Raw genomic sequence first — 19,146 nt, 5'->3', positions numbered from 1 at the left:
CAGGGCATCAACCCGACGCCTGGTGCCAGAACGGGGTGCCGATCACGGGGGTACTGGGCTCGGCCGACTCGCGCTCGACCATGGCGCCGCCACGATGGGCCAATCGGCCGGCCGCGATGGCCTGGGCAAAAGCCTGGGCCAGGGCGACCGGGTCGTCGGCCTGGGCCACGGCGGTATTCAGCAGCACGCCGTCGAAACCCCATTCCATGACCTGACAGGCATGGGACGGCAGGCCGATGCCGGCATCGACGATCATCGGCACGTCCAGCCGCTCACGCAGCAGGCGCAGGGCATAGGGATTCATTGCGCCCTTGCCGGTGCCGATCGGCGCCGCCCAGGGCATCACCGCCTCACAGCCGACATCGACCAGCCGCTGGCACAGCACCAGATCCTCGGTGCAGTAGGGCAGCACCTTGAAACCCTCGCGCAGCAGCTGCTCGGCCGTACCGACCAGGTTCAGGGTATCGGGCTGGAGCGTGTAGTCGTCGCCGATCAGCTCCAGCTTGATCCATTCGGTGCCGAACACCTCGCGCGCCATCATGGCGGTGGTGTAGACCTCTTCCGGCGTGTGGCAGCCGGCGGTATTCGGCAGGAACGGGGTGTCGAGCTGCGCCAGCAGATCCCAGAAGGCCTGGCCGCCGATCTCGTTGTGCCCGGCGGCCTGCCGGCGCAGCGAAACGGTCAGCATCGCCGGGCGGGCCGCCCGTACCGATTCCTCCAGCACCCGCGGCGAGGAATAGCGGGCCGTGCCGAGCAGCAGGCGGCCGGGGAAGCGGGTGCCGTACAGGATCAAGGCATCGCGGTCGTCCGGGGTTGGCCGTTCCTGGATGCTCATGCTCAACCCCCGGCGACCGGCTGCACGACCTCGACCCGGTCGCCGGCCTGCAACAGCGTGGTCGGGTAGTCCTGGCGGTGGACGAAACCCAGATTGACGGCAACGGCAAACGGCGGCCGGGCACCGAAGGCCGCCAACGCGTCGTCCAGGGTGGCGCCTTGCGGCAAGTCGAAATCCTGCTGGTTGATGATGATGTGCATGGCGTTCAGGCCGCCTCCTCGAAGTGGTACAGGGACGGCCAGCGCTGCTGGGCACGCCAGTCCGCAGGCCGCAGGGTATCCGCCGCCGCCAGGTGCCGGACCAGCGCCAAGCTTGCCTCCAGGACGGCCGGGGCAATCAGGTAGCCGTGGCGGTAGAGCCCGTTGATCCGTATCAGCCGCCCCCCTTCCCAGCGGATTTCCGGCCGGTTGTCCGGGAGGGCCGGCCGGCATTGCGCCGTCATCTCCAGGATGCGCGCTTCGGCAAAGCCGGGATGCACGGAGTAAAGCGCGGACAGGAGTTCCAGCGCCGAACGGACGCTGGCTGGCGAGAGATCCTCGGATTCGATCTGGGTGGCGCCAATGACATAGATCCCATCGGGCTTGGGCGCGATGTACAGCGGATAGCGCGGATGCAGCAGCCGCACCGGCCGGGTCAGCGTCACCTCGGGGGCGTGAACGCGGACGACCTCGCCACGCACCCCGCGCACGGCATGCCAGTCGGGCTTGGCGCCCAGCCCCCGGCAGTCGATGATCCAGTCGGCCTCGACCTGCTCGGGCGCGACCATCACCTGCCAGTGGGTTCGAACCCCGGCGTCCCGCATGGCGTCCGCCAGCGCCGGCAACAGGGCGCGATTGTCGAGCTGGCCCTCACCCGGCAGGAACAGCCCGCGCGGGAAGCGCGTGCCCAGGCCCGGCTCCAGCGCGGCGATCTCGGCGCCCGACAGCGCGCGGGCCGGCTCCGCCCCGGGCAGGCGCGGGTGGGCGCGCGCCAGCGCCCGGCCGAACCGCACGGCCTGGTCCCGGTCCTGCGCATGCCAGACCACCAGCGTTCCCTGGCGCTGGAAGTAGACGGGCCGCGACAGCCCGGCCAGCAGCGCCGGCCAGCGGGACAGGCTGTCCTGGCCCAGCTCGACGACCAGTGGCTCGGCCTCGACCGACTCCGCCAGCGGCGCCAGCATGGCCGCGGCCACGCGCGCGGCCGAGCCTTCCGCATCCGGACCGGCGCGATCGAAGAGATCGACGGACTGACCGGCCCTGGCCAGCGAGACCGCCATCAGCCGGCCCATCAGGCCGCCGCCGAGTACGGCGAAACGCGCGCTCATGGGTAACGCCTGGCGCCGCAAGCGCCGGCAGGCATGGCGGGGATCTGGATGGATCGGGTGGGAATATCCGGCTCCTGTCTTGGGCGAACCGGAGAAGCGGACGGGGGGGAAGGTGGCCTCGCCGCCGGTTCATCGGCAACGGGCCCTGGAAACTTCCCACGCCGGCATTATCCGGATCGGGTTTGAGGGTCTCTCTCAGCGCTGCCCGGAACGGCAGGCACCCCTGTTTCGGCAAGTCGGGATTAAAGCACAATCCGGCCGTTTCGCGAAGGCGGCGCTCAGCCCCCCTTGCGGCACAACACCAGCCAGCGAAAGGTCGCCATGCCGGCCAGGCCGACGAGTATCGACGAAACATCCATGGCGATCCCGATCCAGAAGCTGTGGACCTGGAAATGGCCGGCCATGAAGTTCCGGAGCACGACATACATCCAGAACAGGAAGCCGCCGTAATAGAGCAGCGCCCCGGCCAGGCCCCAGGCCAGCGCGCGTTGCCGGCGCGCGGCGGCGGTGCGGTAGAACCAGAGGGCCGAGAGAAACACGGCCAGGACAGACAGGATCGCGGTCATCGGCGTTCTCCGGAAACAGGTTGCGCTACTCTATCAAAATGCCGGCGCGCCGAATCCAGGCCGCCGCCCCCGGCTGTCAGCCCGCCCGGTACCCGCCATGACCCTACGCATCCGCTCCCTGCTGGAGCAGGTTCCCGACCGACTGGACCAGGAACGCTTCGAAACCTGGCTGGAAACGTCCGCCCTGCGCATCGAACGCATACTGTCACGCGGCCATGCGACACCCGCCGGCGAATGGTACGACCAGCCGCGCGACGAATGGGTGGCGCTGCTGCAGGGCGCCGCGCGGCTGGCGATCGAGGGACAGCCGGAGGAACTGGACCTGGCGCCCGGCGATGCGGTGCTGCTGCCGGCCCATTGCCGGCACCGGGTGAGCTGGACCGATCCCGACCAGGTCTCGATCTGGCTGGCGCTGCACTTCGCCAGCGACGGCACGCCCCAGCCCGGCCCCTGAACGGCCCGATGCCTCAGAGACAGGCCGGCAGACCGGCGGCCAGATCCGGATAGCGCAGCTGAACGCCGAGTTCCTCGCACATGCGCCGATTGTCCAGGCGCTTCGATTCCTCCAGGAAGGACAACATCGCGGGACTCAGCACCCGCCGCGCCTCGGCCAGCGTGATGGCGGGCGGACGCGGCAGGCCATGGAGATCGGCGATGCGCCAGAAATAATCGGTCATGGTGGTCGGCTGCCCGTCACTGATGTGGTAGACCCGCCCGGGCTGCCCCTGGCGGGCGGCGGCAAAACAGGCCGCAGCCAGATCGTCGGCATGAATGCGATTGCTGTAGGGCGATTCCTCCGGCAGCAGGACCGGAATGCCTTGGCGAACGCGCTCGGCCGGCAGCCGGCCGGGACCATAGATGCCGGGCACCCGCAGCAGGATCACCGGCACGCCGGTGTCCGCCTGCCAGCGGCGCAGGATCGTTTCCGCGGCCAGGCGTCGCTGCCCGCGCGCCGTCTTCGGCGCCACCGGCCAGTCTTCGTCGATCCAGGCGCCACCGGCATCGCCATAGACCCCGCTGGTGCTGATGTAAACCAGCCTTGCCGGCAACACGGTCTGGGCCCGCAACCAGCACTGCAGACGCGGATCCTCGGTTCCGTGGGGCGGCGGCGGAGCGAAGTAGTAGAGGGTAGCCGGCGCGCAGGCGGGCGGCACGAGGCTGGCGGGACTGTCCAGATCGCCGCGCACCGGTTCAATGCCGCATGCCGCCAGGACATCGGCGCCGGCGGCAGAGCGCGTCAGTGCCGCGACCGGCCGGTCATCCGCCTGCTCCAGCCGCGCCACCCGCCGGCCGATATCCCCGCAACCGACGATCATGACGCTGGCCGCGCGCGTCTCCCGGGAAATTGTCATGGGCTTTTCCGACCATCGTTGCCAAGCATAACGCGGTACTATAGTGCCTCTTCCGGAAGATTGCCGCGCGCCGTTACATGTCCCGACTCCGTCCCGCCCTTCTGCACCTGGCCTTGATCCTGATGCAGTTCCTGTCGCCCTGGGTGCATGCCCATGCGGCAGCGGAAACGAGCGGGTTTCTGCATCTGCCCGGCCTCGAATCCCTGACCACCCGGGCAAGCGGTGTGTCCTCCGCGGCGCCTGCCGGCAGCGGCCGGGTCGTGGTGATGCAGGCGGGCATGGTCAAGGGCAGCAATCCGCTGCTGAAACGGTCGCCGGCCACCGTGACGGGACTGCCCGGCTCGCCGCTGCCGGTGTCGCGCCAGCCCCGACGGCACGAGCCGGCTATCGGCGAGCCCCCCGCCGGCAAGCCGCGGCGCCAGCAGCCCGGTGGCCCGCCGCCGCGCGCTTCGCCCGATCGCCCCGCCCCGCCCGAAACCGGCACCTGAGCAAGGTTCCGGTCCGCGGCATCGGCTGTCTGGCCGATACCGGCACCCCATTCGACGCCAGCGAGGTGGTTATGGCCCGTGACTGCAAGGTTCTGTCATGAAACGTCTCCTGATCCCGCTTCTCTGCCTGTGGCTTCCGCCCGCGGCCCAGGCCCTGAACTACGATCCCGACGAGGATTTGCTGGTAGTGCATGTCGACGAGCTGGTCTTCGACGACCGGCTCACGCTCAGGAACGTGATCGAAACGACATTCGAGCGCTACCCCCAGAATGCCCTCATCCAGGCTTTCCAGGAAGAATCGCGGGCACTCGAACAGCGCAGCTCGAGCTGGATCGCCGGCTATCCGATGCTGTACCTGCAATACATCGATGACGCCCTTTTCGGCCGGGATGACGGCATCACCAACGTCCAGTCCGGCTACCAGGTGCCGCTGTGGATGTGGGGCCAGAAGCAGGCCAGCGAAAAGGTGACGGAGGAATCCAGGCAGGCGGTCGAGCGCTATATCGTCGCCCTCAAGCACGAGGTGGCCGGCCTGGTGCGCGATGCCCTGTGGACCCTGCGGCTGATGGAAAACCGGCGCGAGCTGGCGCGGCAGATTTACGAGGTGGCCGAGCGCCTGACCGCCGTGGTGCAGCGCCGCGTCGAGCTCGGCGACCTGGCACGGGCGGACCTCCTGCTGGCGGAAAGCGACCAGCTGGAAAAGAAGACCGTCCTGGTCCAGGCCGAGGCCGAGGTCATGCATGCCCGCAAGGCCTACCAGAATCTCACCCGCATGACCCGCGCGCCGCGCAAGCTGGAGGAACCGCTGAGTCCCCTGAAGCAGTTCGACGAGCGTCACCCCTCGCTGGCGGCGGCCAGCGCCTCGGTCGAGCGGGCCCAGGCCGAAGTGGAGCTGACCCGCCTGTCGAAGCAGGGCAACCAGCCCACCCTGCTGGTCGGCACGGACAGCTCGCAGGTCGATCTCCAGGGCAATTTCGGCACCGGTACCAACCTGGTCTTGCAGGTGCCGGTCGGCGGCGACGACTGGCATGCCCCCCAGGTGGCGCAGGCCAACCTGACCCTGAACGAAAAGATCGTCCAGCGCGAAACCCTGCGACGACAGCTTGAAAAGGCCCTGCACGAAGCCCGCCACAACCTGGAAGTGGACAAGGCCGCGCTGGCCATCGCCGAGCGCCGCAAGGCCATCGCCGAAACGCAGATCAACATGAGCCGTATCGCCTTCGAGGCCGGCGAGATCGCGCTGATCGACTACCTCAAGATCCAGGCCAGCGCCCAGGCCGCCATCCGTGATGCGGCCGAACGTGCCATCCTGGTGCAGAAGGATACGGCCACCTACAACCAGGTCGTCGGGGTTCTGCCATGATCGCCCGCCTACTGACAACGGCCCTGTGCGGTCTCGGCCTGGCTTTCGGGGCGCAGGCCGAAAACCACCTGATCCGCCTGGACACCGAGCAGCGCAGCCACCTGGACCTGCGCACCGTGAGACCCGAACCCGTCTCCGCGCTGCCGCTGGCGCAGGTCCCGGGCCGGGTGGTTCTGCCCCCGGCCCACGAATTTGCCGTCACCGCCCTCCAGTCGGGGGTCATCACCCGCGTCAACGTGCCCCTGGGCGTGACCGTGGCCAAGGGTCAGGTGCTGGCGGAAATCGAAAGCGTTGCCCTGGTGGACCTGCAGCGGGCGCTGGTCGATGCCCAGTCCGTGTTCGGCGTCGCCGAGGCCAAGATGGGCCGCGACGATACCCTGCTGCGCGAGGGGGTGATCTCGCGGGTGCGCTGGCAGGAAACCCGCAGCGACTTCGAACGGGCGCAGGCCGCGCTGCGCGCCGCCGAGCAGACGCTGCTGGCTTCCGGGCTGGCGGCGACGGAGATCGCGCGACTGAAGACGGAGGGACGTATCAGCGGCATCTACCGCGTACTGTCGCCGGCCGAAGGCATCGTGCTGGAACGCCTGGCGATCGTCGGCCAGCGGGTCGATACGCTGGCGCCGCTGTTCCGCATCGGTCGTCTGGACGAGCTGTGGCTGGAAATCGAGATGCCGCAGGAGCGCCTCAAGGAGGCCCGCACCGGCGACCGGGTCACGATCGACAACCCGAAGGCACGCGCCCGCGTGATCGAGATCAGCCAGAGCGTCGACCCGCAGAGCCAGACCGCCCTGGTCCGGGCGCGGGTCGAGCAGGGCGGCGACCGCCTGCGCCCCGGCATGAACGTCAATGTCCAGACCCTGCACCGCAGTACCGACCGCATCTTCAAGGTGCCGATAGCGGCCGTATTCCACCACGAGGGTCACAGTTACGTCTTTGTCCAGCGCGAGGGAGGCTTCGAGGCGGTAGAGGTGCAGGTGGCGGGGCAGGAGGCCTATCACGTCGTACTGCACGAGGGCCTGGAAGGCGGCGAAAGCATCGTCGCGCAAGGCGTGGCCGGCCTCAAGGCGGCCTGGGTCGGCGGGCTGACCGGACACGAGCACGCCGAGTGATGGAGCGCCTGATCCGGTTCGCCCTGAGCCAGCGCGTCTTCACCCTGCTGCTGGCGCTGCTGATCGCGGGTGCCGGCTGGGTGGCAGCCTTGCGATTGCCGATCGACGCCTTCCCCGATGTCTCCCCGACCCAGGTCAAGATCATCGTCAAGGTCCCGGGCATGACGCCCGAGGAAGTCGAGAGCCGGGTCACCGCCCCGGTCGAGGTGGAATTGCTGGGCATCCCCCGGCAGACCATGCTCCGCTCCATCGCCAAATACGCGCTGACCGACATCACCCTCGACTTCGAGGAGGGCACCGACATCTACTGGGCGCGCCAGCAGGTCGCGGAACGGCTGAACGGCGTCTGGTCGACCCTGCCCGCCAACGCCGAGGGCGGCATGGCACCGATGACCACGCCCCTGGGTGAGATGTTCATGTTCACCGTCGAGGGCGAGGGCCTGAGCCTGGCCGACCGGCGCGGGTTGCTGGACTGGGTGATTCGCCCGGCACTCCGCACGGTGCCGGGCGTGGCCGACGTCAACGCGCTGGGCGGACTGGTCCGCAGCTTCGAGGTCATCCCCGACAGCATGCGGCTGGCGGCGCGCGGGGTCAGCATGGACGCGCTGACCGCGGCCCTGATGCTCAACAATCGCAATGACGGCGCGGGCCGGCTGATCCAGGGCGAGGAGTCGCTGCTGGTGCGGGCCGAGGGGCGCATCAGCACGCTGGACGATGTCCGCACCATTGTCGTCGCCAATCGCGGCGGCGTGCCGATCACGGTCAACGATCTGGCCGAGGTGCGCATCGGTGCCCTGACCCGCTACGGTGCGGTCAGCCGCGATGGCCAGGGCGAGGTGGTCGAGGGACTGGTCCTGGGCATGCGCGGCGCCAACGCGCGCGAGGTGGTGCAGGGCGTGGAACAGAAACTGCGGGAAATCCGCCCGGCCCTGCCCAAGGAGGTCGAACTGCGGGTTTTCTACAATCGCAGCACGCTGATCGACAAGGCGACGCAGACCATCATCCGCGCCCTGATCGAGGCCACCCTGCTGGTCGTGGTGCTGCTGCTGCTGTTCCTGGGGGACCTGCGCGCCGCCTTGACCGTGGCCCTGATCCTGCCGATGGTGGCGCTGTTCGCCTTCCTGCTGATGGACCAGTTCGGCATCACGGCGAACCTGATGAGTCTTGGCGGGCTGGCGATCGCCATCGGCAAGCTGGTCGACCCGGCCGTGGTCGTGGTGGAAAACATCACCACGCACCTCGCCGCGCAGCCCCAAGGCGCGCGCCTGCCGCGCCTGCATGTCATCTACCGGGCCATGCGCGAGGTGATGGCGCCGGTGGTATCCGGCTCGATCATCATCGGCATCGTCTTCGTGCCCCTGCTGTCGCTGCAGGGCCTGGAGGGCAAGCTGTTCAAGCCGGTCGCCTTCACCAATGTCTTCGCCATGAGTGGCTCGCTGCTGTTCTCGCTGCTGGTCATCCCGGTGCTGGCCTCGTTCATGATGACCCGGGTGCAGCACGAGGAGCCCTGGCTGGCGCGGCGGCTGCACGCCCTGTACGAACCCTTGCTGGGCTGGTCGCTGCGACATGCGCGCACCGTGCTGATCACGGCGGGCCTGCTGCTGCTGTCGGCACTGCTGGTCTACACCCGGACCGGCAAGATATTCATGCCGACCATGGACGAGGGCGATATCATCGTGCAGGTCGAGAAACTCCCCTCGATCAATCTGGAGGAGTCGGTGAGGATGGACGGGCAAATCCAGAAAGCGGTGCTGGAACATGTCCCCGAGGTGGCGCACATCACCGCCCGTGTCGGCGCCGACGAAATCGGCCTCGATCCCATGGGGCTGAACGAGACCGACACCTTCCTGGTGCTGAAACCGGAATCCGGGTGGCAGGCGGGCGGCAAGGAGGCCTTGATCGAACGCCTGCGCCACGTGCTGGACACCATCCCCGGCATCGCCTATGGCTTCACCCAGCCGATCCAGATGCGGGTAACGGAAATGCTGACCGGCGTCCGTGGCGACGTGGCCGTGAAGCTCTATGGCCCGGAGCTGTCGGTACTGAACGCCAAGGCCGAGGAAATTGCCGAGGTAATGCGCGGCATCGCCGGCGCCTCGGATGTCTTCACGCTGCGCAACGAGGGCATGCAATACCTGGTGGTCAGGATCGATCGCCTGGCGGCCGGGCGACTGGGGCTGAATTCCGATGCCCTGGCGGACACCCTTCGCACCCAGGTGGAGGGCCGCAAGCTGGGCATCGTCCAGGAGGGTATCCGCCGCACGCCCTTGCTGCTGCGCGGCACCAGCGGGCCGGCACAGATGTCGACCCTGCAGATCGCCCTGCCGGATGGGCGCCGGGTACCGTTATCGGCCGTGGCCTCGATCAATGCGGTGGAAGGCGCGGTGGCAATCGCCCGCGAGCGCGGCATGCGCTACTCGGTGGTGCGCAGCAACGTCGAGGGACGCGACCTGGTGGGTTTCGTCGAGGACGCGCGGCGCGCCGTAGCCGAGCGGGTCAGCCTGCCGGAGGGCTACTTCCTCGGCTGGGGCGGCCAGTTCGAGAATCAGCAGCGTGCCGCCACCCGGCTGTCCATCGTCATTCCGGTAGCGCTGGGGCTGATCTTCCTGCTGCTGTTCTCCACCTTCGGCTCGGTGCGGCAGGCCCTGCTGGTGCTGGCCAATGTCCCGCTGGCGCTGATCGGCGGCATCTACGGGCTGTGGATCGCCGGCGAGTATCTGTCGGTATCGGCGTCGGTCGGCTTCATCTCGTTGCTGGGCATCGCCGTTCTCAACGGCGTGGTCATGGTCAGCACCTTCAACCAGCTCAGGGCCTTGGGCATGCCCATGGAACAGGTGGTCATCCAGGGCGCCCTGCGGCGGCTACGACCGGTGCTGATGACCGCCGGCATCGCTGCATTTGGGCTGATTCCCCTGCTGTTCGCGACCGGGCCGGGCTCGGAAATTCAACGTCCGCTGGCCATCGTGGGTGTCGGCGGCCTGCTCACATCCACCCTGCTGACCCTGTTGCTGCTGCCTATCCTCTATCGGCGATTTGGCGAACCGTCTCGCCCAGTTGTCGTGCAAACGGCCGCCATGGCTGCCAGGGATCGGGATGCGTAACGGCATATCATCCGACAGCCTGCTGACCCTGGTGGCTCCGGCGCATCTGGAGGAGGTGCTGGTGGACTGGCTGCTGGAGCATGCCGCCGGCAACGGCTTTTGCAGCGGACCGATCAACGGCCATTCCGCCCGCCACGACCAGCTCAACCTGGCGGAGCAGGTGGCCGGTCACCAGCGGCAGATCCGCTTCGAGATCCACGCCGAACACGCCGTGATCGACAGACTGCTGGGGCACCTGCGGCAGGATTTCGCCGGAGCCTCGCTGCACTACTGGATCGCACCGCTGAGCGGCGCGGGGAAGATCTGAATCCCGCGCGCGGGGAATCAGTGTGGCCCGGTCGCGGGCACCAGAACGTCTTCCAGGGCGGCTTGCAGGGTTTCGTGACTGAAACGGAAACCGCTGGCCAACGCCCTCTCCGGCAGCACCCGCTGGCTGGCTAGGAGCAGCTCTGCCATCTCGCCGGCTGCCAGCTTCAAGAGCCATGCCGGCAGGGGCAACAAGGCCGGGCGGTGCAGCAGTTGCGCCAGGGTTTGGGTGAATGCCCGGTTGGTGACCGGTTGCGGGGCAGTGGCATTGAAAACCCCGTTGACGCTCGCTGTCTCTAGGAGAAACAGCGTCAAGGCGACATGATCGGCGAGGTGAATCCAGGACATCCACTGCTGCCCGTCGCCCAGCCGTCCTCCCAATCCCAGCCGGAATGGCAGCAGCATCGGTTTGAGAAAGCCGCCCTGACGACCGACCACCAGACCGGTCCGCAACAGGCAGACACGAACGCCCAGTGACTCCGCGTCCAGGGCAGCCGCCTCCCAGGCGGCGCACAGCTCATGCCCAAAGCCGGTGCCCCTCTCGGCGGATTCGGTTAGTGGCTGGTCGCCCCGATCGCCATAGAAGCCGATGGCGGAACCGCTGATGAGCACCCGGGGCCTCACCTCCGCCTCGGCCATGCGGCCGATCAGCTGCTGGGTCAGCGTGACCCGGCTGTCCCACAAGACCTGCTTGCGGGCCGGACTCCAGCACCTGGCCATGATGGGTTCACCAGCCAGATTGATGATGGCATCGAAGGCCATGCCTTGTGTCCAGGCGGACAGATCCGCCAAGGCAACCACGCCGGAACCGATCCGCTGCTGGACGACTTGCGGGCGCCGCGTCAGTACCCACAGCCGATGGCCTGCGCCCAGCAGTGCCTGGCACAGCGCTTTGCCGATGAAGCCAGTACCGCCGGTTATCAGGATACGCATGGAAGCCGCCAGGGGGGGATGAACGGTTCGGTCAGGCTAGCCGCCAAGGACAGGCATGCCCCAGGCTTGTCCAAGAACGAAAAAACCGAGACAAGCGCTCGGTTTTGTTCGGATGGGGCGGTGGCAAGGGCGGACGCGGTTCCCAGCTAGAGGAACGTCCAAGCTTGCCACTCGGCAGTAAGGCTTACTGCTTCTCTTCGTCGTTGAAGACCCAGCGGACGAAGAATACACCGGCGGCGATAACAACCAGCGTAACGACGATGCCAACCGGAGATCTCATCTTTTCGACCAAGTCGAGAATCATTCCCATGTGCTTGTACCTTTAGGATTTTTGTTTGCTGATGAATGGCTTCAGATAGCGTCAAACGCTGTAGCGTATCTTACAGCCTGACCGGGGGCTGTCAAGTCGACCGACCGTGCATTCGTCCCTCCTCAAGCCCATGACAAGAGCGGCAAATTGTCGCGCCCGGGGCCAGCCCGGTGGGCAAAAAAAACCCGGGACAAGCCCGGGTTTTTATCGGAACCTGATGCGCTGTTCGCGGTTGTTTTCGGGAGTGTCCCCTTTTTTCGGCTGATGCGTAGACGCGGTACTCAGGTCGAATCTCTGACTACTTACAGAGAGGGAGCAGCAGGAGCTTCGATCTTCTGCTTGTCGCCGTCGGGAGAGTTACCGCAGCCGACAACAACGAGAGACATCATCAGTACGCTTACAACGCAGAGCAACTTTTTCATAGGAACCTCCTGATTGAACACTTGAAAGTTATAGTTAGTGGTGCACGAAGCACGGCGAAATTTATAAATAACATTCCGCCAAATTGCAATAGCCCGGCTCGCCGGGCGGCAGGAGACCACGCGGTCGCAAAGGCCACTCAGCGCATGAGGATGTCGAGACCCGCCGGCGCGTCCACCACCTCCGATGCGGCTGTGCCACGCAGCGCGTCCAGCCCGGCGAAATCGAACAAGGCGCGATCCGCGAGCTGCGAGGGCGCGACATTCTGCAAGGCGGTAAAGATCGTCTCCACGCGCCCCGGATGGCGCCTCTCCCACTCGTGCAGCATCTCCTTCATGGCCTGACGCTGCAAATTGGCCTGCGATCCGCAGAGATTGCAGGGGATGAGAGGGAAGGCCCGCAGGCGGGCATACTCGTCGATATCCTTCTCCCTGCAATAGGCCAGGGGCCGGATCACCACGTGCTCGCGGTTGTCGCTGAGCAGCTTGGGCGGCATGGCCTTGAGGGTGCCGCCATAAAACAGGTTGAGGAAAAAGGTTTCGAGGATATCGTCGCGGTGATGTCCCAGGGCAATCTTGGTTATGCCGTGCTGGGCGGCATGGCGGTACAGGAGTCCGCGCCGCAACCGGGAGCAGAGACCGCAGGTCGTCTTGCCCTCGGGGATCACCCGCTTGACGATGCTGTAGGTGTCCTGCTCGATGATGTGAAAGGGCACCTGGCGGGCGGTCAGGTAATCCGGCAGCACCTGCTCGGGGAAGCCCGGCTGTTTCTGGTCCAGATTGACCGCGACGATATCGAAATGAACCGGCGCGTTGAGACGAAGGCTGAGGAGGATGTCGAGCAGCGTGTAGGAATCCTTGCCGCCCGACAGGCAGACCATGACCTTGTCGCCGTCCTCGATCATGCCGAAGTCGGCGATGGCCTCGCCGGTCAGCCGGCGAAGCCGTTTCTGCAGCTTGTTGAAATGGTAGCGCTGCTTCTCGCTCAGCCCGATCGTGGCGCTATCCGTCATACCGCTGAAACACCAGGCTGGCGTTGGTGCCGCCGAACCCGAAGCTGTTGGACATGGCGATATCGATGACGGCATCATCGAGGCGCTCGCGGACGATCGGCACGCCAGCCGCACCGGGATCCAGGTTCTCGATGTTGGCGGAGGCGGCAATGAAGCGATGCTGGAGCATCAGCAAGGTGTAGATGGCCTCGTGCACGCCGGCCGCGCCCAGCGAGTGGCCGGACAGGGACTTGGTCGAGCTGATCCTGGGCACCTGGTCGCCGAAAACCGCCTTGACCGCCTCCAGCTCGCGAATGTCGCCGACCGGCGTACTGGTGCCGTGGGCATTGATGTAGTCGATCGGCCGGTCGAGCCCCTCCATCGCCTGCCGCATGCAGCGTGCGGCGCCCTCGCCGGAAGGCTGGACCATGTCGTAACCATCCGAGGTGGCGCCGTAGCCGACCAGTTCGGCATAGATCCTGGCGCCGCGGGCCCTGGCATGCTCCAGCGACTCCAGCACCAGCACCCCGCCACCGCCGGAAATGACAAAGCCATCGCGGTCGGCATCGTAGGCCCGCGAGGCCTTGCCGGGCGTGGCGTTGTACTTGGACGAGAGGGCGCCCATCGCGTCGAACAGCACCGTGAGCGTCCAGTGCAGCTCCTCGCCGCCGCCGGCAAAGATCACGTCCTGCTTGCCGAGCTGGATCAGTTCGGCGGCATTGCCGATGCAGTGGGCGCTGGTGGCGCAGGCCGAGCTGATGGAGTAGTTGACGCCCTTGATCCTGAACGGTGTCGCCAGGCAGGCGGAATTGGTATTGGACATGGTCCGGGGCACCATGTACGGCCCGACCTTCTTCAGCCCCTTCTCGCGGAAGGTATCCCAGGCCCCCAGAAGATTGGAGGTCGAGGGCCCGCCAGAGCCCATGATCAGACCCGTGCGCGGACTGGAAACCTCGTGCTCGGCCAGGCCGGCATCGGCAATGGCCTCCTGCATGGCCAGATAGTTGTAGGCGGCGCCATCGCCCATGAAGCGCCGGATCTTGCGATCGATCAGCGCATCGGGATCGACATCCAGCGGCGCATGCACATGACTGCGGAAGCCGAGCTCGGCGTACTCCTCGCTGAAACGGACGCCGGTCCGGCCGAGCCGCAACGAGTCCGTCACCTGCTCCTTGTTGTTCCCGAGACTGGAGATGATACCGATACCGGTAACTACAACACGCTTCATGTTTGCTGCTCCTCAGAAATCGTCTGTGGAGGTGAAGAGACCGACCCGCAGATCGCTGGCCTCGTAGATTACGCGGCCATCGCAATCCATTTCCGCGTCGGCGATACCCATGACCAATTTTCGCATCATCACGCGCTTGAGGTGGATCCGGTAGGTGACCAGCCGGTTTTCCGGCAACACCTGCCCGCGAAACTTGACTTCACCGACGCCAAGGGCTCGGCCCCGACCGGGTCCGCCCAGCCAGCCCAGGTAGAAGCCGACCATCTGCCACATGGCATCCAGCCCCAGGCAGCCCGGCATCACCGGATCGCTGCGGAAGTGACAGTCGAAGAACCAGAGGTCCGGGCGAATGTCCAGTTCCGCCGTGATCTGTCCCTTGTCGAACAGCCCGCCTTGCGTGGCGATATGTGTGATGCGGTCGAACATCAGCATCGGCGGCAATGGCAGCTGCGCATTGCCGGCGCCGAAAAGCTCTCCGTTGCCGCAACGCAGGAGATCCTCCCGGCTGTAGCTGGATTGGCGCGTATGGACTGGGGGTGTTTCCTGGAGTGTCATGATGGGGACCGGGTTTGTGCTATTTTTTGGCGTCCGCCAGGCTTCCGTGAAGCGCGTCGACCGCATCCGTCCCGGCTGCCGACCATCCCGCCAGCGGCGGGGGTCGTCGGGCCGCTGGATGCAGGCACGGCTTCAGCAAAAAGCGGAATATTGTAGCAGATGCCTGTTTCAGGCGATCCTGCCATCCCTTTGCCACCCATGACCGTCGACCAGCCGCCGGGCAACGACACCGCCGCCCCGGGGCCGGCTGCCACAGCAACCGTTTATCCATGAAATCGCCCGACGCGACTCCCCCGCCCGACCGGCTGGACTGGCGTTATATCCGAACCATCGTTCTTCGCCACCGGCGCGAACTCGTGCTGGCGCAGCTGGTCGCCATACTGGCCGCGCTGGCGGCGGTACCGGTACCCCTGCTGCTGCCCAAGCTGGTCGACGAGGTGCTGCTCGGCCAGCCGGGCCTGGCCATGCACTGGATGAACCGGATGTTCCCCGAGGACTGGCACGGGCCACCGCTCTACATCACCACCCTGCTGGGATTGACGCTGCTGCTCAGGCTGTTGGCCGCCCTGTTCAACATCCTCCAGACCCGCGAATTCAGCCTGATCGCCAAGGACGTCATTTTCCGCATCCGCGCGCACCTGATCCGTCGCCTGGAACGGATTTCCATGGCGGAATACGAGAGCCTGGGCAGCGGCGCCGTGGTCACGCATATGGTCACGGATCTCGACACGCTGGACACCTTCATCGGCACCACCATCGCCCGCAGCCTGGTGGCGCTGCTGACGCTGGCCGGCACCGCCGCGGTGCTGCTGTGGATGAACTGGCGCCTGGGCCTGTTCATCCTGCTGCTGAATCCGGTGGTGATCTTCTTCACCAAGGCCATGGGCAAGCAGGTCAAGGCCCTGAAGCGCCAGGAAAACACCGCCATCGGCGCCTTCCAGGCGGCGCTGACCGAAACGCTGGACGCCATCCATCAGATCCGCGCCAGCAATCGGGAGCAACATTACCTCGGCCGCCTGGTCGACGCCGCGCGCGGGGTCCGCGAACATGCCGCCGCCTATGCCTGGCGCAGCGATGCCGCCAGCCGCATGAGCTTCCTGGTGTTCCTGACCGGTTTCGACCTGTTCCGGGGACTGTCCCTGTTCATGGTCGTCTACTCGGATCTGAGCATCGGCGAGATGATGGCTGTCTCCGGCTACCTTTGGTTCATGATGGCACCGGTCCAGGAACTGCTGGGCATGCAGTACGCCTTCTATGGGGCGCGCGCGGCGCTCGACCGGCTCAATCAGTTCTGCGACCGCCGCCAGGAACCGGTTTATCCACACCGGCGGAATCCCTTCGCCGGCAAACAGACGGTGGGTGTCTACATCGACGACCTCCACTTCACCTACCCCAGTGGCGGCGACATCCTGCAGGGCATCTCGCTGGACATCCGCCGCGGCGAGAAGGTCGCCCTGGTCGGCGCCAGCGGCGGCGGCAAATCGACCTTGGTGCAGGTCCTGATCGGACTCTACCCGCCGACGCGCGGCATGATCCATTTCGACGGCGTGCCCATGGACCAGATCGGCATGGACATCGTGCGCGAAAACGTCGTGACGGTGCTGCAACACCCGGTGCTGTTCAACGACACCGTGCGCGCCAACCTGACCATGGGTCGTCCGGCGTCGGACGACGCGCTGTGGCGCGCACTGGAAATCGCGCAGCTGCGGGAGACGATCGCCGAGGCGCCGGAAGGGCTCGATGCCGTGGTCGGCCGCGCGGGCGTGCGCCTCTCCGGCGGGCAGCGGCAGCGGCTGGCGATCGCCCGCATGGTGCTGGCCAACCCCAGGGTGGTCATCCTCGACGAGGCCACCTCGGCGGTCGACAACGTCACCGAGGCCAATCTCTACCGTTCGCTGGACGAATTCCTGGCCCAGCGCACGACCCTGATCGTCGCGCACCGGCTGAGCGCAATCACCCATGCCGACCGCATCCTGGTTTTCGAGGATGGCCGCATCGTCGAGGATGGCAGCCACGACGCCCTGATGGCCCAGGGCGGGCTCTATGCCCGGCTTTACGGCGCCCCCGGCAAGCGGCACGCGCCCCGGCGCGACGTTTCCGGGCCGGCTCTCGCCAGCCCCGCGCCGTGACGGGCTACGACCTCCACACCCACTCCCGCGCGTCCGATGGCGTCTACGCGCCCGACGCACTGGTCGCGCGGGCCGCAGCCGCCGGTATCCGGACCCTGGCGCTGACCGACCACGACACCACGGCCGGACTGGCGGAAGGTCAGGCCGCCGCCCGCCAGCACGGCCTGCAACTCGTCGCCGGCGTCGAGATCTCGGTGACCTGGGAAAAGCGCACGCTGCATCTGGTCGGGCTGGCGATCGACCCGACCCATGCCCCGCTGGCGGCGGGCCTGCTCGAATTGCAGCAGATTCGCGCCCAGCGCGCCCGGACCATCGGCCAGCGGCTGGAGAAGGCCGGCCTGCCCGGCATCTACGAGGAAGCCTGCCGGCTGGCGGGAGACGGCATGATGACGCGCACCCACTTCGCCGCCTGCATCGCCCGGCGCGGCCTGGCCGCCGACATGCGGGATGTCTTCAACCGCTACCTGAGCACCGGCAAGCCGGGCCATGTCCCGACCTGCTGGGTGGCCATGGAGACCGCCATCGGCTGGATTCGCGGGGCCGGCGGCATCGCCGTGCTGGCCCATCCCCAGCGCTACAAGCTGTCCGGCGGCTGGCTGCGGCGGCTGGCGGGCGAATTCCGAGACATGGGCGGAGAGGCGGTGGAAGTGCTCTCCGGCACGGCCGCACCGGGCGACGTCCAGGCCAGCGCCGACCTGGCCCGGCGTCACGGCCTGCTGGCCTCCTGCGGCTCCGATTTTCACGGCCCCGACGAGGCCTGGCCCAAGCTGGGCCGTCTGCCGGCCCTGCCGGCCGGACTGACGCCGGTCTGGGAGTGCTGGCGCGCCGCCAGCCCTCCGCCCGCACCCCGGCCATGGCCATGAACCGCTGCGCCTGGGCCGAACGCAGCGAACTGGAGCGCCAGTACCACGATACGGAGTGGGGCGTACCCCAGCACGAGGATTGGCGGCTGTTCGAGTTCCTGCTCCTGGAGGGCGCGCAGGCCGGGCTGTCCTGGGTCACGGTGCTGCGCAAGCGCGCGGCCTACCGTGCGGCGTTCGCCGATTTCGACCCGGAGCGCGTGGCCCGTTTCAGGGCCGCCGACATCGCCAGACTGCTGGAAAACCCCGGTCTGATCCGCAACCGGCTCAAGATCGGTTCGGCGGTTACCAACGCCCGGGCCTTCCTGGAGGTGCAGGAAGCCTTCGGCAGCTTCGACGCCTACCTGTGGCGGTTCGTCGACGGCCAGCCGGCCACCCGGGAATGGCCCAGCCTGGCGGAACTGCCGGCGCAAACGCCCGTATCCGGACAGCTCAGCCGTGACCTCAAGGCGCGCGGCTTCGTCTTTGTCGGACCGGTGATCTGCTACTCGTACATGCAGGCGGTAGGCCTGGTCAACGACCACCTCACCGGCTGCTTCCGGCTGGCGAGCGACACGCGCTGACTGGCCGGATCCGGCTCATCACAGCACGAACTTGATGCCGATCAGCATCAGCAGGGTGGCCAGGATGGGACGCAGCACCTTCTCCGGGATCCTCGCGCTGAGATGGCTGCCGACGTAGATGCCCGGCAGCGAACCGATCAACAGGCTGCCCAGCAGGCCGAAATCGACATTGCCCATGTGCAGGTGCCCCAGTCCGGCAACCGCCGTCAGGGGGATCGCATGGGCCAGGTCAGTACCGACGATGCGCACGGTCGGCAGCCGCGGATACAGGAACAGCAGCGCGATGGTGCCGAGGGCGCCCGCGCCCACCGAGGACAGCGTCACCAGAACCCCCAGCACCAGACCGACCAGCACGGTCAGCGCATCCTGCCAGCGGCCGAAACGCTCCTGGTGCAGCAGACGCTCCCGCGCGACATCGTCCTGCAATCGACGGGAAATCAGGCGGTTCCTGACGAACAGGGCCAGCGACGTGAAGATCAGCGCGACCCCGAGGCTGAAAGTGATCACCGAGGTCACCGCCTCATCCTTGGTGAAGACCTTTTCCAGCAGGTAGATCACCAGCAAAGCCGCCGGAATGCTGCCCAGGCAGAGCTTCATCACAATCGTCCATTCGACCGAACGATGCTTGCCATGATGGACGAACACACCGCCGGACTTGGTGATCGCCGCGAACAGGAGATCGGTCCCCACCGCCGCCTTTGGCGCGTAACCGAACAGAAACACCAAAATGGGCG

At 66.9% G+C, this 19,146-nt stretch carries 19 protein-coding genes and 1 riboswitch; of the genes, 9 read left to right on the top strand and 10 right to left on the bottom strand.

What is annotated here, in order from left to right; genetic code table 11:
* Positions 1-7: 7 nt before the first annotated feature.
* The 4 genes from thiG to ACYQ1H_RS08525 form a co-directional block, all read right to left on the bottom strand.
* Entirely contained in the window at positions 8-835 is an 828-nt protein-coding gene (gene thiG / locus ACYQ1H_RS08540; protein ID WP_460027622.1) for a thiazole synthase, read from the bottom strand.
* Positions 836-837: 2 nt separating this feature from the next.
* Positions 838-1,035 (bottom strand): sulfur carrier protein ThiS, encoded by a 198-nt coding sequence (gene thiS / locus ACYQ1H_RS08535; protein ID WP_460027621.1) that lies wholly within the window; start codon positions 1,033-1,035, stop codon positions 838-840.
* Between the two features lie 5 nt (positions 1,036-1,040).
* Positions 1,041-2,138 carry an FAD-dependent oxidoreductase gene (locus ACYQ1H_RS08530; protein ID WP_460027620.1) on the bottom strand — a complete coding sequence of 366 codons (1,098 nt, stop codon included), beginning with the start codon at positions 2,136-2,138 and terminating at the stop codon, positions 1,041-1,043.
* Positions 2,139-2,274: 136 nt separating this feature from the next.
* Positions 2,275-2,373: riboswitch (TPP riboswitch) on the bottom strand.
* A 43-nt stretch (positions 2,374-2,416) separates the two neighbouring features.
* Positions 2,417-2,704: a hypothetical protein gene (locus ACYQ1H_RS08525; RefSeq protein WP_460027619.1), complete on the bottom strand. Its 288-nt coding sequence runs from the start codon at positions 2,702-2,704 to the stop codon at positions 2,417-2,419.
* 97 nt (positions 2,705-2,801) lie between these two features.
* Between ACYQ1H_RS08525 and ACYQ1H_RS08520 the strand changes: the two genes are divergently transcribed.
* Positions 2,802-3,158: a cupin domain-containing protein gene (locus tag ACYQ1H_RS08520; protein WP_460027618.1), complete on the top strand. Its 357-nt coding sequence runs from the start codon at positions 2,802-2,804 to the stop codon at positions 3,156-3,158.
* Positions 3,159-3,171: 13 nt separating this feature from the next.
* Here the strand turns inward: ACYQ1H_RS08520 and ACYQ1H_RS08515 are convergent, their stop codons facing one another.
* On the bottom strand, positions 3,172-4,056 hold the full coding sequence (locus tag ACYQ1H_RS08515) for an SDR family oxidoreductase (RefSeq protein ID WP_460027617.1): 885 nt from the start codon (positions 4,054-4,056) through the stop codon (positions 3,172-3,174).
* 77 nt (positions 4,057-4,133) lie between these two features.
* Between ACYQ1H_RS08515 and ACYQ1H_RS08510 the strand changes: the two genes are divergently transcribed.
* From ACYQ1H_RS08510 to ACYQ1H_RS08490, 5 genes are all read left to right on the top strand, one after another.
* Positions 4,134-4,544 (top strand): hypothetical protein, encoded by a 411-nt coding sequence (locus ACYQ1H_RS08510; RefSeq protein WP_460027616.1) that lies wholly within the window; start codon positions 4,134-4,136, stop codon positions 4,542-4,544.
* A 97-nt stretch (positions 4,545-4,641) separates the two neighbouring features.
* On the top strand, positions 4,642-5,907 hold the full coding sequence (locus tag ACYQ1H_RS08505) for a TolC family protein (RefSeq protein WP_460027615.1): 1,266 nt from the start codon (positions 4,642-4,644) through the stop codon (positions 5,905-5,907).
* Complete coding sequence (locus tag ACYQ1H_RS08500; protein ID WP_460027614.1) at positions 5,904-7,016, top strand: efflux RND transporter periplasmic adaptor subunit; 1,113 nt, start codon at positions 5,904-5,906, stop codon at positions 7,014-7,016. Before ACYQ1H_RS08505 ends, ACYQ1H_RS08500 begins: the two co-directional genes overlap by 4 nt.
* Positions 7,016-10,117 carry an efflux RND transporter permease subunit gene (locus ACYQ1H_RS08495; RefSeq protein WP_460027613.1) on the top strand — a complete coding sequence of 1,034 codons (3,102 nt, stop codon included), beginning with the start codon at positions 7,016-7,018 and terminating at the stop codon, positions 10,115-10,117. The genes ACYQ1H_RS08500 and ACYQ1H_RS08495 overlap by 1 nt, the downstream gene beginning before the upstream one ends.
* A complete protein-coding gene (locus tag ACYQ1H_RS08490) occupies positions 10,110-10,424 on the top strand; it encodes a DUF3240 family protein (protein WP_460027612.1) in 315 nt (104 codons plus the stop codon). The genes ACYQ1H_RS08495 and ACYQ1H_RS08490 overlap by 8 nt, the downstream gene beginning before the upstream one ends.
* Positions 10,425-10,441: 17 nt before the next feature.
* Here ACYQ1H_RS08490 and ACYQ1H_RS08485 read toward each other — a convergent pair whose 3' ends face one another.
* From ACYQ1H_RS08485 to fabA, 4 genes are all read right to left on the bottom strand, one after another.
* Positions 10,442-11,356 (bottom strand): TIGR01777 family oxidoreductase, encoded by a 915-nt coding sequence (locus ACYQ1H_RS08485; protein ID WP_460027611.1) that lies wholly within the window; start codon positions 11,354-11,356, stop codon positions 10,442-10,444.
* An 869-nt stretch (positions 11,357-12,225) separates the two neighbouring features.
* Positions 12,226-13,098, bottom strand: a complete 873-nt coding sequence (gene ttcA, locus ACYQ1H_RS08480) for a tRNA 2-thiocytidine(32) synthetase TtcA (protein WP_460027610.1) — start codon at positions 13,096-13,098, stop codon at positions 12,226-12,228.
* Positions 13,088-14,305, bottom strand: coding sequence for a beta-ketoacyl-ACP synthase I (gene fabB / locus ACYQ1H_RS08475; RefSeq protein WP_460027609.1), 1,218 nt, complete (start codon positions 14,303-14,305; stop codon positions 13,088-13,090). The genes ttcA and fabB overlap by 11 nt, the downstream gene beginning before the upstream one ends.
* A 12-nt stretch (positions 14,306-14,317) precedes the next feature.
* Positions 14,318-14,860, bottom strand: coding sequence for a 3-hydroxyacyl-[acyl-carrier-protein] dehydratase FabA (gene fabA / locus ACYQ1H_RS08470; protein ID WP_460027608.1), 543 nt, complete (start codon positions 14,858-14,860; stop codon positions 14,318-14,320).
* Positions 14,861-15,129: 269 nt separating this feature from the next.
* On the opposite strand from fabA, the gene ACYQ1H_RS08465 reads away from it, so the two are divergent.
* Genes ACYQ1H_RS08465 through ACYQ1H_RS08455 form a run of 3 tightly spaced genes read left to right on the top strand, consistent with a single transcriptional unit; the run spans position 15,130 to position 18,412 of the window.
* Positions 15,130-16,989 (top strand): ABC transporter ATP-binding protein, encoded by a 1,860-nt coding sequence (locus ACYQ1H_RS08465; RefSeq protein ID WP_460027607.1) that lies wholly within the window; start codon positions 15,130-15,132, stop codon positions 16,987-16,989.
* Positions 16,986-17,852, top strand: coding sequence for a PHP domain-containing protein (locus tag ACYQ1H_RS08460; protein WP_460027606.1), 867 nt, complete (start codon positions 16,986-16,988; stop codon positions 17,850-17,852). The genes ACYQ1H_RS08465 and ACYQ1H_RS08460 overlap by 4 nt, the downstream gene beginning before the upstream one ends.
* Positions 17,849-18,412 (top strand): DNA-3-methyladenine glycosylase I, encoded by a 564-nt coding sequence (locus ACYQ1H_RS08455; RefSeq protein ID WP_460027605.1) that lies wholly within the window; start codon positions 17,849-17,851, stop codon positions 18,410-18,412. Before ACYQ1H_RS08460 ends, ACYQ1H_RS08455 begins: the two co-directional genes overlap by 4 nt.
* A gap of 18 nt (positions 18,413-18,430) precedes the next feature.
* Here ACYQ1H_RS08455 and ACYQ1H_RS08450 read toward each other — a convergent pair.
* Positions 18,431-19,146: sulfite exporter TauE/SafE family protein (locus ACYQ1H_RS08450; protein ID WP_460027604.1), on the bottom strand; the 716-nt coding region annotated here is incomplete at its 5' end.

The organism is Methyloparacoccus murrellii (assembly GCF_054657115.1).
This window is presented reverse-complemented; position numbering and strand designations above follow the sequence as displayed.

What these genes read in the sequence shown, in the direction of transcription:
- thiG (WP_460027622.1), bottom strand. Translation starts at nt 835, where the DNA reads ATGAGCATCCAGGAACGGCCAACCCCGGACGACCGCGATGCCTTGATC.
- thiS (WP_460027621.1), bottom strand. Translation starts at nt 1,035, where the DNA reads ATGCACATCATCATCAACCAGCAGGATTTCGACTTGCCGCAAGGCGCC.
- ACYQ1H_RS08530 (WP_460027620.1), bottom strand. Translation starts at nt 2,138, where the DNA reads ATGAGCGCGCGTTTCGCCGTACTCGGCGGCGGCCTGATGGGCCGGCTG.
- ACYQ1H_RS08525 (WP_460027619.1), bottom strand. Translation starts at nt 2,704, where the DNA reads ATGACCGCGATCCTGTCTGTCCTGGCCGTGTTTCTCTCGGCCCTCTGG.
- ACYQ1H_RS08520 (WP_460027618.1), top strand. Translation starts at nt 2,802, where the DNA reads ATGACCCTACGCATCCGCTCCCTGCTGGAGCAGGTTCCCGACCGACTG.
- ACYQ1H_RS08515 (WP_460027617.1), bottom strand. Translation starts at nt 4,056, where the DNA reads ATGACAATTTCCCGGGAGACGCGCGCGGCCAGCGTCATGATCGTCGGT.
- ACYQ1H_RS08510 (WP_460027616.1), top strand. Translation starts at nt 4,134, where the DNA reads ATGTCCCGACTCCGTCCCGCCCTTCTGCACCTGGCCTTGATCCTGATG.
- ACYQ1H_RS08505 (WP_460027615.1), top strand. Translation starts at nt 4,642, where the DNA reads ATGAAACGTCTCCTGATCCCGCTTCTCTGCCTGTGGCTTCCGCCCGCG.
- ACYQ1H_RS08500 (WP_460027614.1), top strand. Translation starts at nt 5,904, where the DNA reads ATGATCGCCCGCCTACTGACAACGGCCCTGTGCGGTCTCGGCCTGGCT.
- ACYQ1H_RS08495 (WP_460027613.1), top strand. Translation starts at nt 7,016, where the DNA reads ATGGAGCGCCTGATCCGGTTCGCCCTGAGCCAGCGCGTCTTCACCCTG.
- ACYQ1H_RS08490 (WP_460027612.1), top strand. Translation starts at nt 10,110, where the DNA reads ATGCGTAACGGCATATCATCCGACAGCCTGCTGACCCTGGTGGCTCCG.
- ACYQ1H_RS08485 (WP_460027611.1), bottom strand. Translation starts at nt 11,356, where the DNA reads ATGCGTATCCTGATAACCGGCGGTACTGGCTTCATCGGCAAAGCGCTG.
- ttcA (WP_460027610.1), bottom strand. Translation starts at nt 13,098, where the DNA reads ATGACGGATAGCGCCACGATCGGGCTGAGCGAGAAGCAGCGCTACCAT.
- fabB (WP_460027609.1), bottom strand. Translation starts at nt 14,305, where the DNA reads ATGAAGCGTGTTGTAGTTACCGGTATCGGTATCATCTCCAGTCTCGGG.
- fabA (WP_460027608.1), bottom strand. Translation starts at nt 14,860, where the DNA reads ATGACACTCCAGGAAACACCCCCAGTCCATACGCGCCAATCCAGCTAC.
- ACYQ1H_RS08465 (WP_460027607.1), top strand. Translation starts at nt 15,130, where the DNA reads ATGAAATCGCCCGACGCGACTCCCCCGCCCGACCGGCTGGACTGGCGT.
- ACYQ1H_RS08455 (WP_460027605.1), top strand. Translation starts at nt 17,849, where the DNA reads ATGAACCGCTGCGCCTGGGCCGAACGCAGCGAACTGGAGCGCCAGTAC.